The sequence below is a fragment of the Massilia sp. AB1 genome (assembly GCF_018119385.1).
Lineage (GTDB): Bacteria > Pseudomonadota > Gammaproteobacteria > Burkholderiales > Burkholderiaceae_D > Telluria.
Window position 1 is genome coordinate 1 of record NZ_JAGKSG010000024.1, and the last position, 12,213, is coordinate 12,213.

Annotated in this window: 13 protein-coding genes and 1 pseudogene; 5 read left to right on the forward strand and 9 right to left on the reverse strand. The window is 69.0% G+C overall.

Annotated features, from left to right (window positions below):
* Both J8847_RS14730 and J8847_RS14735 read left to right on the forward strand, forming a co-directional pair.
* Nucleotides 1-525 (forward strand): annotated as a pseudogene (locus tag J8847_RS14730) (hypothetical protein); the annotation flags it as partial.
* A gap of 79 nt (nucleotides 526-604) precedes the next feature.
* Nucleotides 605-1,363: a DUF2243 domain-containing protein gene (locus J8847_RS14735; protein ID WP_211525472.1), complete on the forward strand. Its 759-nt coding sequence runs from the start codon at nucleotides 605-607 to the stop codon at nucleotides 1,361-1,363.
* Here the strand turns inward: J8847_RS14735 and J8847_RS14740 are convergent, their stop codons facing one another.
* The 9 genes from J8847_RS14740 to J8847_RS14780 all read right to left on the reverse strand — a co-directional run bounded on the left by J8847_RS14740 (nucleotide 1,364) and on the right by J8847_RS14780 (nucleotide 9,571).
* Entirely contained in the window at nucleotides 1,364-1,981 is a 618-nt protein-coding gene (locus J8847_RS14740) for a glutathione S-transferase family protein (protein WP_211525473.1), read from the reverse strand.
* Between the two features lie 57 nt (nucleotides 1,982-2,038).
* Nucleotides 2,039-2,731, reverse strand: a complete 693-nt coding sequence (locus J8847_RS14745) for a YafY family protein (RefSeq protein ID WP_211525474.1) — start codon at nucleotides 2,729-2,731, stop codon at nucleotides 2,039-2,041.
* 62 nt (nucleotides 2,732-2,793) lie between these two features.
* Nucleotides 2,794-3,408, reverse strand: coding sequence for an alpha/beta fold hydrolase (locus J8847_RS14750; protein ID WP_211525475.1), 615 nt, complete (start codon nucleotides 3,406-3,408; stop codon nucleotides 2,794-2,796).
* On the reverse strand, nucleotides 3,409-4,032 hold the full coding sequence (locus J8847_RS14755; RefSeq protein WP_211525476.1) for an exopolysaccharide biosynthesis protein: 624 nt from the start codon (nucleotides 4,030-4,032) through the stop codon (nucleotides 3,409-3,411). It abuts the gene before it with no gap.
* 171 nt (nucleotides 4,033-4,203) lie between these two features.
* Entirely contained in the window at nucleotides 4,204-4,767 is a 564-nt protein-coding gene (locus J8847_RS14760) for a hypothetical protein (RefSeq protein ID WP_211525477.1), read from the reverse strand.
* On the reverse strand, nucleotides 4,767-5,225 hold the full coding sequence (locus tag J8847_RS14765; RefSeq protein ID WP_211525478.1) for a hypothetical protein: 459 nt from the start codon (nucleotides 5,223-5,225) through the stop codon (nucleotides 4,767-4,769). Before J8847_RS14765 ends, J8847_RS14760 begins: the two co-directional genes overlap by 1 nt.
* A 51-nt stretch (nucleotides 5,226-5,276) precedes the next feature.
* Nucleotides 5,277-7,037 carry an ABC transporter ATP-binding protein gene (locus tag J8847_RS14770; RefSeq protein ID WP_211525527.1) on the reverse strand — a complete coding sequence of 587 codons (1,761 nt, stop codon included), beginning with the start codon at nucleotides 7,035-7,037 and terminating at the stop codon, nucleotides 5,277-5,279.
* A gap of 16 nt (nucleotides 7,038-7,053) precedes the next feature.
* Complete coding sequence (locus tag J8847_RS14775; protein WP_211525479.1) at nucleotides 7,054-8,805, reverse strand: ABC transporter ATP-binding protein; 1,752 nt, start codon at nucleotides 8,803-8,805, stop codon at nucleotides 7,054-7,056.
* A gap of 97 nt (nucleotides 8,806-8,902) precedes the next feature.
* Complete coding sequence (locus J8847_RS14780; protein WP_211525480.1) at nucleotides 8,903-9,571, reverse strand: phasin family protein; 669 nt, start codon at nucleotides 9,569-9,571, stop codon at nucleotides 8,903-8,905.
* A gap of 200 nt (nucleotides 9,572-9,771) precedes the next feature.
* Between J8847_RS14780 and J8847_RS14785 the strand changes: the two genes are divergently transcribed.
* From J8847_RS14785 to J8847_RS14795, 3 genes are all read left to right on the forward strand, one after another.
* Nucleotides 9,772-11,064, forward strand: a complete 1,293-nt coding sequence (locus J8847_RS14785; RefSeq protein WP_211525481.1) for an amidohydrolase family protein — start codon at nucleotides 9,772-9,774, stop codon at nucleotides 11,062-11,064.
* A 62-nt stretch (nucleotides 11,065-11,126) separates the two neighbouring features.
* Nucleotides 11,127-11,654 (forward strand): GNAT family N-acetyltransferase, encoded by a 528-nt coding sequence (locus J8847_RS14790; protein WP_211525482.1) that lies wholly within the window; start codon nucleotides 11,127-11,129, stop codon nucleotides 11,652-11,654.
* Entirely contained in the window at nucleotides 11,654-12,175 is a 522-nt protein-coding gene (locus tag J8847_RS14795) for a GNAT family N-acetyltransferase (protein WP_211525483.1), read from the forward strand. Before J8847_RS14790 ends, J8847_RS14795 begins: the two co-directional genes overlap by 1 nt.
* The last annotated feature ends 38 nt before the right edge of the window (nucleotides 12,176-12,213 follow it).

A 12,213-nucleotide genomic window follows, 5' to 3' on the forward strand; every position in this document is an offset into this window, starting at 1 on the left:
CGCCCCGCCGGGGGGGGGGCCTGGGGGGCGGGCGCGCTGCTGCCGGCGCCGGTCTTGCCCGGCCTGGTGCTGGCCTGCGTCGCGTTCTGGGGCGTGTTCATCAGCGACACCGCGACGCGCGACTTCGCGGCAGGCTGCGACGACCTGGGCGCCGCCGTGCCGGGCGGCGCCCGGCGCCGCTTCCTGCGCCAGTTCCTGGCCGCCGCCGTGCTGGGCTGGATGTTCATGGGCATTGCCGCACTGCGCTGGCTGCCGGATGCGCCCGAGCGGGCGGCCGCGGTCGTGGGCGGCGTGGCGGCGCTCGCCGCCTTCGCCTCGCTGCTGGGCCTGCTGAGCCGCACGCCGCGCCTGTTCCTCGGCCTGTTCCTGTTCGGCCTGTACGTGGCGGTGAACGCACGCGGGATGCCGATGCTGGACGTGGTCGGCTTCAATGGCGCAGCGACGGCGCAGTCGGCAGGGACGATCCTGGCGGCGGGGCTGGCGGCCCTCGGCTTGGGCTACGCGTGGAGCCGGCGCAGCGCGTAAGCCGTTTGCGCAAGCCCGCGTCGCGGCCAAAACGACTTCACTATACTGGCACCTCGCGCATGGCAGAGGGGGCAATGCAATGTGGAAATCGAGCTGGGCAAGGTGGGCGGCGGCGCTGGGCTTCGCGCTCGGCGGCTTCTTCGACGGCATCCTGCTGCACCAGATCCTGCAGTGGCATCACCTGCTCAGCCTGGTGCGCGGGATCGACGACCTGCGCACCCAGGTGCTGTGGGACGGCTACTTCCACCTCCTGATGTATGCGGTCGCGCTGGCCGGCCTCTGGGGCCTGTGGCGCGCGCGCCAAAGCACGGGCGTGGCCTGGGGCTGGCCACTGGTGGGGGCGGTGCTGGCCGGCTTCGGCGCCTGGCACCTGGTCGACGCGGTGCTGTCGCACTGGCTGCTCGGCATCCACCGCATCCGTGTCGACAGCGACGATCCCTTGCTGTGGGACCTGGCCTGGCTGGCCGTGTTCGGCGTGCTGCCGCTGCTGGCTGGCTGGAAGCTGATGCGCCGGGGCGGGCCGGAGCTGCGCGGCTCGGCGGCCGCCATGCTGCTGCTCAGCGCGGCCACCGGCGGCGCCGGCGCCTGGGCCCTGCAGCCGCCTGACGGCCTGGGTTCAAGCGCCACCGTGGTCTTCCGTCCCGGCGCGACGCCGCGGGAAGTGTTCGCCGCACTCGACGCCGTCGACGGCCGCCTGGTCTGGAGCGACCGGAAGATGGCCGTGGTCGTGGCGGCGGTGCCGCACGCGCGGCGCTGGGAACTGTACCGGCATGGGGCCATGCTGGTGAGCGGCGCCGCCGTGCCGGCCGGCTGTTTCAACTTCAGCCGGCCCGGCTGATCACCAGACCGGCGTCGTGTGGCGCCAGGCCGGCAGTTCCTGCACCCGCGCGAACCACGCCAGGAGGTTGGGATAGGTCTCCAGCGGCAGGCGCGCCTGCACCAGGTACATCAGCGGGGCCGCCACCGCGTAGTCGGCCAGGGTCACCGTGTCGCCGACCAGCCAGCGGCGCTGCGCCAGATGGGCATCGGCCACCGCCGCCGCGCGGTGCAGGTCGGCGGCGCCGCGCGCCAGCTCGACCGGGTCCGGCTGGCCGCCTTCGACGATCCGTTTCCACACGTTTTCCCAGGTGAGCACGCCCACCGCCGGCGAGAAATGCTGGCAGGCCCAGAACATCCAGCGGTGCACGTCCGCACGCGCCACCGGCGCTTGCGGGTAGATGGTCTGTCCCGGCGTCCGGTCGGCCAGGTACTGCATGATTGCGCACGACTCCCACAGCACGAGGTCCTGGTCCACCAGCACAGGGACTTTGCTGTTGGGATTCATCTCCTCGAGGCGGCGGCGGTCGCCCTCGTTGCCCAGGTTGATCTCGACCAGGTCGAGGGCGAGGCCCAGGTGCTCGGCCGCCATGGTGACGCGGCGCGAATTGGACGACAAGGGATGGTAGTAGAGCTGCATTGCTGTCTCCTTCAGGTTGGATGCAGCAATGCTAAGCAAAGGCGCTGACAGATCCTGTCAGGAGTGTTCCTCGATGCCGCACTCCTGGCGCCACTGGCGCAGCAACTGGTGGCGCGGCGTCGGATAGCGTTCTCCGCTCGGCTCGGCCTGCACGATGCGGTCGATGCGGAAGTGGCGGATCGCGCCGCGCAGTTCGCACCACGCGGCCAGCACCCGGCGTCCCTGGAAGAAGGCCAGGGCGAAGGGCCAGACGATGCGCTGCGAGGCCGCGGCCTGCTCGTCGCGGTAGTCGATGCGCAGCTTGCACTGGTGGCGGATCGCTTCGCGCGCGGGCTGGATGAAGGGATCGGGTCCGGTCGGCTCCGGCCCGGCGGGCACCCACAGGCTGGTGTCGGCCATGTGGTCGCGCAGGTCGCGCGGGGTGGCGGTGGCGATCTTGGCCAGCGCGCGTTCGGCGGCGGTGCTCAGCGCGGCGTCGCCCTGGTGGCGCACCCAGCGCGCGCCCAGCACCAGGGCTTCGAGTTCGTCGCTGTCGAACATCAGCGGCGGCAGGAAGAAGCCGGTGCGCAGCATGTAGCCGACGCCGGCCGAGCCCTCCACGGGAGCGCCGAGCTGGGCCAGGGCCTTGATGTCGCGGTAGATGGTGCGCTCGGACACGCCGAGCTGCTCGGCCAGCGCGCCCGCCGTCACGGGGCGCCGGTTGCCGCGCAGCGCGTCCATCAATTGGAAAAGGCGTCCTGTGCGGCTCATCGTGCTCCTGTGCGTGGCGGGGAGCGAAGATGATATCGGTCTCGCCGCGGCTGGGCAAGAACTCAGCAGCGTAGAGCCAGGTGCCGGTCGATGAGTGGCGCCACCTGCGCGGCGAAAGCGCAGCCGACATCGTGTTCGCCATGGGGAAAGACCTGCAGTTCCGCCTGCGGCAGCAGGGAGGCCAGGCGCTCGCCGGCCCGAAGGGGACTGATCGGATCGGCGTCGCCCCACAGCAGCAGGGTCGGAATGCGCAGCTCGGGCAAGCTGGCGCTGAGATCCTGCCGGTAGCTGGCGAACCAGTCCGGCAAGCCGGGATGGGCGGCGCGGATGGCAGGGCGCCAGTCCTGGGCGCCCAGGGAGTCCATCGGCAAGCCGCCGGACGTCGCGGTCAGCACCAGGTGGGTGATGAGCTCTGGCTTGCGCAGGCTTGCCAGCAGGGCGACGACGCCGCCCATCGATTGCGCGACCAGCGCGCTGGGTCCGTCGATCCGGTCCAGCAGCCTGGAGGCCAGGTCGTCGAGGCCGCGAATGCCTGGGTCGGTTGGCGCGCCGCCGAAGCCGGGCCAGCTCACGTGCACCTGTCGCGCGGGGTGGGTCAGCAAGCTTGACGCGGGGCGCCAGAACTCCGTCCGGCCGAGCGCGCCCGGCAGGAAATACAGCGTGGAGGGCGCGCCCACTCAGCCGGCCAGGCGGCCGAACACTTCGCGCGCCGCCAGGCCGCCGCCGCCGATCAGCAAGGCGAAATACAGGATGGTGAGGACATTGCTGATGTGGCCCAGCAGCACGCAGACGCCGTCGCGCTGCAGCAGGCCGATGGCGAAGAACAGCAATGCCACGGCCGGGAAGGTGTTGCTGAACGGGATCAGCCCGAAAGGCATCATCAGCAGGACCGCGCCCAGGATCAGGGCCAGGTTGTTCAGGTGCTGGATGGGACCGTCCTTCACCAGCCAATGGATGCGGTCGGGGCGGCTCACCTTTTCCAGCTTGTACAGCAGGGGCAGGGCCTTGCGCAGCACCGGGCGCAGCTTCTTGGTGGCGATATGGCGGTGCTTCAGGCTGGACGGAATCCACAGCTCGCGCCCGAACAGGCGGCTCACGCCGATCAGGAGGATGGCGGCCCCAAACACCGTGCTCACGCCGGGAATGGAAATCGGGATCAGGAACACCAGGGTCAGCAGGGCGGTCAGGATCAGCAGGCCTTCGCTGCCGACACGGTGGATCAGGTCGCTCAGGGTGATGCCGGTGGGCGGGAGGGAGCGGACCAGGGAGCGGAGCTTCTGGGAAAGCGGTTCAGCGTGCATTGCGTGGACTTCCGTCGTGCTTTATCGGGTTCATGGGGCCGGCCATTGCCGGGGCGTGCGCGCTCCGGATTGCCGGCCGACAGTATAGTGGAGCAGGGCCCGGCAGCGTGCGTACGCTTGGCCACGGCGTCACGAAAACCACACAAACGCTGTCAAACAGGACAGGGGCCGTCACTGCCACAGCGAGCGCCACCAGCTGGTCTTGCCGCGCAAGTCCTTCAGGGTCTCGAAGGGCGTGGCCTCGAAGCGTGTGTCGTCCTCGTCGTGGCGGTAGCCGGAGAATTCCTTGGCGAGGATGAGCGGGATGTCCATATGATAATGGCCCTCGAAGTTCTCGCTGTCCATCGGCTCCACCTGCGCCAGCAATTCGTGCACGCGCGCCGGCACTTGCCCCTTGCAGAAGATGTTCTCGGGATCGTCGTCGCTCTCGTAGCGCACTTCCCACACCTGGCGGCCGTCCTCCCACAGCGCGCTGGCGACGAAGCCGGCGTGTTCCTCGATGTCGCAGGACAGGGCCTGGCAGGCGGCGGACAGCCTGGCCATGCTGTCGGCCCGGACGATGCGGTGCCCGCAGCCGCGCGCCGCAACCAGGAAGGCGCCGTCCGGCAGCGGATGGGCGACGACGCCGTCGAAGGGATAGCTGCTTTCTTCGTCCGTATGCGCCAGCTCCAGCCGGGACAGGACCTCGTCCGGCTCCAGCCCCTTTACGGCGACCCAGGACAAGGCGATGCCCATCAGGCGCGCCCCTGCTGCGCCCGCAGGCCGGCGGGTGTCGCGGCACGCAGGAAGGCCGCCACGAAGCCGATCCCTGCGCAGCCCCACACCAGGGCGGCGCCGATCTCGAAGGCCGTGCGCAGTTCCGGGTGGCGCAGAGCCAGCGGCACCAGCACCAGCGCGCGCAGCAGGCAGACCGCCGCGATCCCGGCCAGGACGGGGCGCAGCCAGGGCAGGCGCCGCACGACGCCGAGCGCCGAGCAGGCATAGGCGGCGCACACGCCCATCAGGGCGGCGATGGCGGCGGCGCTGGCCGGGGCCAGCCAGGTGCCTGCGCGCGCGGATGCGACGATCACGGGGGGCGCCCCGAACCAGGCGTACCAGGACGGTCCTCCCGCGATCGCGGCCAGGTGGATGGCCACGCCCAGCGTGGCGATCGCCGCCGCCAGGCTAGGCCAAAAGACGGATGTTGTTTTCATCGCTACAGCATAGCGAATCCCGCGCACCGGAAAATACGCGGTTTGTCACGCCTACTGGGCCGCGATCTGCTGGAGCAGGTAGAGGCGCTGGTACAGCCCGCCCTCGATCCGCATCAGTTCCTCGTGCGGACCCGCTTCCGCGATCCGGCCGTGGTTCAGCACGATGATGCGGTCCGCCTCGCGGATGGTGGACAGGCGGTGCGCGATCGCGATGATGGTCACCTTGCCGCGCAATTCTTCCAGCGCCTGCTGGACGACCTGCTCGGTGGCGCTGTCGATGCGCGAGGTGGCTTCGTCCAGCAGCAGGATGCGCGGCTCGCCGGCCAGCGCCCGCGCGATCGCCACCAGCTGCTTCTGGCCCGAGGACAGGCGCGAGCCGCCCTCGCCCAGCTGGGTTTCGTAGCCCTGTTCCAGCGCCGCGATGAAGCCGTGCGCATGGGCGGCGCGCGCCGCCGCCTCGATGCGCGCCATCGGCAGGCCGCGGCCCATGTCGATGTTCTCGCGCGCGCTGGCGGCCAGGATGAAGGGGTCCTGGGGCACCAGGCCGACTTCGTTGCGGAAGCGCTCGTTGCCGATGCTGGCCAGCGGCAGGCCGCCGATCTCGATGCTGCCCTGGTCCGCGGTGTAGTAGCGCAGCAGCAGCGAGAGCAGGGTCGACTTGCCGCTGCCGGTATGGCCGACGATGCCGAAGAAGGCGCCTTGCGGGATGTCCAGCGACAGGTCGTGCAGCACCGGCTGGCCCGGCACGTAGGCGAAGCCCAGGTGGCGCACCCGCACCGCGGGCGCGTGCGGGTCGGCCGAGGCCTGGGTGCCGGCGCGTCCGGGCGCATGTTCCGGCGCGCCTTCCTCGTCGAGCAGGGCGGCCACGCGCGAGGTCGCGACCACGGCCTGCTGCAGGCCGCTGAACTGCATGGTGATCTGGATCAGCGGCTCGACCACGCGCGCGATGTAGCTGATGAAGGCGTACAGCACGCCGACTTCCACCGCGTTCATCTGGCGCTGGCCGAAGCCGTAGATGACCACAGCCAGCAGCACCACGTTGAGCAGGTCGAGCGCGGGACGCAGCAGCAGGGCGTTGGCGCGCAGCTCGGCCAGGCGCGCGGTGTAGTGGGCGCGGTTGGTGCCCAGGAAGCGCTCGCCGAAGCGCGCCTCGGCATTGCTGGCTTGCAGGACGCTCATGCCGCCGATCGACTCGGCCATCTGGCCGTTGATGTCGCTGCGCAGCGCGCGCGCCTTCGTCACCGCCGGCGCCGACAGGCGCTGGTAGAGCCAGACGATGCCCAGCACCGCCGGCACCAGGGTCAGCACGATCAGCATCAGGCGCCAGTCCAGCCAGGCCATCGCGATCATGGTGCCGACCAGGACGATGCTGCTGTCGAGGATCACGAACAGCACCTGGATGTACAGGGTCTTGACCGCCTCGGTGTCGTTGGTCACGCGGCTGACCAGCTGGCCGGTGATGGCGCGGTCGAAGAAGGCCATCGGCAGGCGCAGCACGTGGCCATAAACCCATTCGCGCAGGCGCTGCACCGAGCGCATGGCCACGCCCGAGAGGCGGATCAATTGCAGGTAGCGGATCCAGGACGACAGCCAGCCGGTCACCACCAGGCCGCCCAGCAGCAGGGCCATGCGCGGCCAGTCCAGCGCGCGCGGCAGCAGGTGGTCGTCGATCAGGGCCTTGCCCATGATCGGGCCGACCACTTCGAGCAGGGCCGCCAGGGACAGCCACAGCACGGCCCAATACAAGTGGCGGCGCTCCGGGTCGGCCGCGCGGCGCAGCAGCCCGAAGGCGCGCCTGGCCTGCACGCGCATGTCGGTCGCTTTCGTGTCAGCTGGCTTCAAGGCTGGCCTCCAGTTGCTGGTAGCGCCACTGGCTGGCATACCAGCCATCCAATGCGAGCAGTTCGTCGTGGGTCCCGGCTTCGACGATGCGGCCGTCGCGCAGGACGATGATGCGGTCGGCCCCGACCACGGCCGACAGGCGGTGGCTGGCGATGATCGCCGCCCGCTCCGGCCTGGCCTGGCGCAGTTCGGCCAGGTGCTCGAGGATGCGGGTCTCGGTGCCGGTGTCCACCGCCGACAGGGCGTCGTCGAGCAGCAGCAGGGCGCTGTCGGCCAGCAGCGAGCGCGCGATCGCCACGCGCTGGCGCTGCCCGCCGGAGAGGGTGATGCCCTTTTCGCCGACCGGGGTGTCGTAGCCCTGCGGGAAGCGCAGGATGTCGTCGTGGATCGCGGCCATCTTCGCGGCCTGCTCGATCTCCGCGCGTGAAGCGCCGGGCCGGGCCAGCGCGATGTTCTCGGCGATGGTGGCCGAGAACAGGAAGGATTCCTGCGGCACCCAGCTGGTGGCCGCACGCAGCGCATTCAAACGATACGCCTCCAGGGGCTGGCCGGCCCAGGTGACGCGGCCCGCCTGCGGCGTGGCCTGGCGCAGCAGCACCCGCAGCAGGGTCGACTTGCCGGCGCCGGTCGGGCCGACCAGGCCCAGGGTCTGGCCCGGTTCCAGCGTGACCGAGACCTTGTCCAGCGCCGGCTTCTCCTGTTCGTGATAGGCGAAGCTCACCTGGTCCAGTTTCAGGGCGCCCTTGCCGACTTCCTCCAGCGTCCCCTTGTCCTCGACCGTGAGCGGAGCGTCGAGCAGGGGCTGCAGGCGCGCCAGGCCGGCGCGTCCGCGCTCGACCAGGGACAGCACCCAGCCGGCCGCGAACATCGGCCAGATCAGCTGGCCCAGGTACATCGTGAAGCTGGTGAGCGCGCCCACCGTCAGTTCGTTCTGCCACACCAGGTAGCCGCCCAGGCCGAGGGTCAGGCCGGTGGCGGCGGTGAGGGTCAGGCCCACCGCCGGCTCGTAGGCCGCTTCCCATTTCTTGGCTTCCAGGCTGGCGGCCGAGGCGTGGCCGGCCAGCTCGGCGAACTGCTGGGCGCTGCGCTGTTCCAGGCCGAGCGCGCGCAGGGTGCGCACGCCGGACAGCGATTCCTGCACGTGGTCGTTGAGGCTGGAAAAGCGCTTGAGGGCGTCGGCTTCGGCGGTGTGGATGTGGCTCGAGATGCGCCAGAAGGCATAGGCCATCAGCGGGAAGGGCAGCAGGGCGATGGCGGCCAGGCGCCAGTCGACGCCCAGGGTCATGATCCCCAGCACCATGAGCAGGGTCAGGGTGCCGTCGAAGCCGGCCAGCATGGCTTCGCCGGCCGCCATCTCGATGGCGTCGATGTCGTTGGTGGCCAGGGCCATCAGGTCGCCGGTGCGCTGGCGCTGGTAGAAGGCTGGGCCCTGGCTGGACAGGCGCGCGTACAGGCGGGTGCGCAGCTCCACGCCCAGCTTGTAGGCGGCCGAATACAGGCGGATGCGCCAGCTCACGCGCAGCACGTAGATCGCGACACCCAGGCCGAGCAGCTGGGCCAGGCCCACCAGCAGCGCGTGCTGGTCCAGGCTGTGCGCGGCCAGGCCGTCGATCAGGGCGCCCACCTTGCGCGGAATGAGGATCGTGCACAGGGCCACGCCCGCCAGCATCACCGCCGACGAGGCATAGGATTGCCAGTGCCGGCGCACGAAGTCGCCGATCAGCCTTGCCAGACTCATTGAAATTCCTAGAATGCTGCCCGAAAAACAAAAGCGGGCCGAAGCCCGCTAGTGTAGTAGGTTTGCAAGAGCGCTGCAGCGCCGGTCGCGTCCGCTTTTACTTGCGGCGCTTGCCGCCCTGGGCAGGCGCCGGCTCGATCTTCGGCAGCTCGACGGCGTCGTTCTCGGGGACCGGCGCGGACAGCGGATGCGGCACCACGGCGGCCTTCGGCACACCCTTGCCGGCCGCCTTGGCGATCGGCTTCGGTTCGGCCACCGGCGCCGGTTCGTCGACCACGTCAATGGTCTCGGCGACCACGGCCGGTTCCTTCGATTCGATGTGTTCCTGGACGTAGGCGGCCAGCTCTTGCGCCTCCGCCTTGACCGGTTCGGGGATGGTCTCGGCGACGGCCGGGGCTTCCTGAGCTTCCGGCACTGGGGCGGGCAGGGCCGCGGGAGCCTGCGTACCGCGCACGGCATAGGACTGGGCGCCGCTGGCAATGCTGAACAGTTCGCGGCCATAGGTGAACAGGCTGCGGAACTGTTCTTCGGCGTGGCTGCGCAGGGCCTGCTGCAAGGTCGGCAAATCCTGCGGGCTGGTGGCGGTGAACAGCTCGCGCACGGCTTGCGAGGAGCGCTCGACCGAGTCGCGCGAGGTGGAGATGTTCAGGGCAAGGACCCGGCTGGCGTTGTCGAGGGCTTGCTTGGTCACGGAACGGAACAGGGCAAATTGCGCCTCCAGCTGGGCGGTGCGTGCTGCGGTCAATTGCTCGGGAAGTGAAGTCATGTGATTTCCTTGTCGGTCAAATTATGGCGCACTGCAATATATCTAGTGTATCCACGATTTGGCGGTGTTGCAACGCACAATATCAAGGTATTTGCTATGGGTAATATTGCGAAGCAGCATGTATTTTTCATATGCATTAAATCAGCTTCAGCTCTGCTGCAAAATCGCTACAATCGGCTATCCCAAGAGAAGGAGTGAGCATGGATCTCGTGATTCGCAACGCTACCTTGCCGGACGGCAGGACTGGTATCGACATCGGCATCGACCAGGGCCGTATCGCCGTCCTGGAAGCCCGGCTTCCCGCCAAAGGCGCCAGCGAGATCGACGCCGAGGGCGACCTGGTCAGCCCGCCTTTCGTGGACGCCCACTTCCACATGGATGCCGTGCTCAGCTACGGCCTGCCGCGCGTGAACCGCAGCGGCACCCTGCTCGAAGGGATCCAGCTATGGGGCGAACTCAAGCCCCAGCTGACCCAGGAGGCGCTGGTCGAGCGCGCCATGCGCTATTGCGACTGGGCCGTCGCGCGCGGCCTGCTGGCGATCCGCACCCACGTCGACATCTGCGACGACCGCCTGCTGGCGGTGGAAGCCCTGCTGGAAGTGCGCCGCCGCGTCGCGCCCTACCTCGACCTGCAGCTGGTGGCCTTTCCCCAGGACGGCGTCCTGCGCAGCCCCACCGCCTTCGCCAACCTGCGCCGCGCCATCGCCATGGGCGTGGACGTGGTGGGCGGCATCCCGCACTTCGAGCGCACCATGGCGCAGGGCGCGGAGTCGGTGCGCCTGCTGTGCGAGTTCGCGGCCGAGCAGGGCTTGCGCGTGGACATGCATTGCGACGAGAGCGACGATCCGCTGTCGCGCCACATCGAGACGCTGGCCCAAGAAACCCTGCGCCTGGGCCTGCAGGGCAGGGTGGCGGGCTCGCACCTGACCTCGATGCACTCGATGGACAACTACTACGTGAGCAAGCTGCTGCCCCTGATCGCGGAAAGCGGCGTGGCCGCGATCGCCAATCCGCTCATCAACATCACCTTGCAGGGCCGGCACGATACCTATCCCAAAAGAAGGGGGATGACGCGGGTGCCGGAACTGCTGGCCGCAGGGGTTGACGTTGCCTTTGGTCATGACTGCGTCCTCGATCCCTGGTACGGCATGGGTTCGGGGGACATGCTGGAGGTGGCGCACATGGGCCTGCACGTAGCCCAGATGACGGGGCTGGAGGCAATGCAGCAGTGTTTCCTGGCGGTGACCGAGACGCCGGCCCGTATTCTCGGTCTTGAAAACTATGGCTTACGGCCGGGTTGCCATGCCGACCTGGTCGTGCTCGATGCGGGCTCGACAGTGGAGGCGATCCGGCTGCGGGCGGCCCGTCGCCTGGTGCTGCGGCGCGGCCGGGTGGTGGCGGAAGGGCCGCGCGCGCACTCGCGCCTGATCTTGCCAGAAAGGCCAGGACTTGTCGATTTCCGCCAGGAATCACGATCTGCGCACGATACGTGAAATTCCCGGCAGTTTGGTGCAGAATAGGCGGCTTTCCTGTTCGGTAACCTCCGCTGACTGCCGTGAAAGACATCCAGATCCGTCCCGCCCAAGAAGCCGATTTCGAGGCGATGTGGAGCATCTTCTGCGCCCACGTCGCCCAAGGTGAAAGCTATACGTTTACGACCGCCACGTCGCGCGAAGCCGGGCATAATTACTGGCTCGGGCCGGGCGTGCAAAGCTATGTGGCCTCCCTCAACAATACGCGCTTGCTGGGCATGTACCGGCTCGTGCCGAACCAGGCCGGGCGCGGCCATCACGTGGCCAACGCCTCGTACATGGTGAGCCCGTCGGCGCAAGGCGTCGGCGTGGGGCGCATGCTGGGCCAGCACAGCCTGGACGAGGCGCGCCGCCAGGGTTACCTGGCGATGCAGTTCAACCATGTGGTGAGCACGAATACCGCCGCCATCCGCTTGTGGAAGCGGCTGGGGTTTTCGATCGTCGGCACCTTGCCCAAGGCGTTCCGCCACAAGCGGCTGGGCTATGTCGACGCCTATGTGATGTACCAGTTGCTCCAGGACCCGGACCACTGGCCGACAGCAGACGAATAATGGAAATACTGCGCACCGAACGCTTGCGCCTGCGCACCATGCAGGAAGACGACGCGAATTTCTACCTGGAATTGGTCAACGATCCCGATTTCATCGCGCACATCGGCGACCGCGGCCTGCGCACCGTGGACGACGCCCGGCGTGCCTTGCGCGAGGGGCCGCTCGCCATGCACGCGCTGCGCGGGCACTCGCTGTATGTGGTTGAGAGGCTCGAGGATGGCGCGCCGGTCGGGCTGAGCGGCCTGATCAAGCGTGACAGCCTGGAAGACGTCGACATCGGCTACGCCTTCCTGCCGCGCTGGCGCGGCCAGGGCTATGCGCTGGAAGCGGGGCGCGGCGTGGTGGGCCATGCGCGCGCCCTCGGCATCCGGCGCCTGGTGGCCATCACCTCGCCGGCCAATGCGGCCTCGATCGGCCTGCTGCTCAAGCTCGGCCTGCGCTTCGATCGCCAGGCCAGCCTGGCGCCCAGCGAGCCCGCGGTCAACGTCTACCTGGCCCAGCTGGCGCCGCTGGACGCATAAAAGCCTGCGCCGGCGTCCAATGCGGCGATGTTAGGATG

Coding starts and splice junctions, on each gene's coding strand:
- J8847_RS14735 (WP_211525472.1), top strand. CDS start 605: ATGTGGAAATCGAGCTGGGCAAGGTGGGCGGCGGCGCTGGGCTTCGCG.
- J8847_RS14740 (WP_211525473.1), bottom strand. CDS start 1,981: ATGCAGCTCTACTACCATCCCTTGTCGTCCAATTCGCGCCGCGTCACC.
- J8847_RS14745 (WP_211525474.1), bottom strand. CDS start 2,731: ATGAGCCGCACAGGACGCCTTTTCCAATTGATGGACGCGCTGCGCGGC.
- J8847_RS14755 (WP_211525476.1), bottom strand. CDS start 4,032: ATGCACGCTGAACCGCTTTCCCAGAAGCTCCGCTCCCTGGTCCGCTCC.
- J8847_RS14760 (WP_211525477.1), bottom strand. CDS start 4,767: ATGGGCATCGCCTTGTCCTGGGTCGCCGTAAAGGGGCTGGAGCCGGAC.
- J8847_RS14765 (WP_211525478.1), bottom strand. CDS start 5,225: ATGAAAACAACATCCGTCTTTTGGCCTAGCCTGGCGGCGGCGATCGCC.
- J8847_RS14770 (WP_211525527.1), bottom strand. CDS start 7,037: ATGCGCGTGCAGGCCAGGCGCGCCTTCGGGCTGCTGCGCCGCGCGGCC.
- J8847_RS14775 (WP_211525479.1), bottom strand. CDS start 8,805: ATGAGTCTGGCAAGGCTGATCGGCGACTTCGTGCGCCGGCACTGGCAA.
- J8847_RS14780 (WP_211525480.1), bottom strand. CDS start 9,571: ATGACTTCACTTCCCGAGCAATTGACCGCAGCACGCACCGCCCAGCTG.
- J8847_RS14785 (WP_211525481.1), top strand. CDS start 9,772: ATGGATCTCGTGATTCGCAACGCTACCTTGCCGGACGGCAGGACTGGT.
- J8847_RS14795 (WP_211525483.1), top strand. CDS start 11,654: ATGGAAATACTGCGCACCGAACGCTTGCGCCTGCGCACCATGCAGGAA.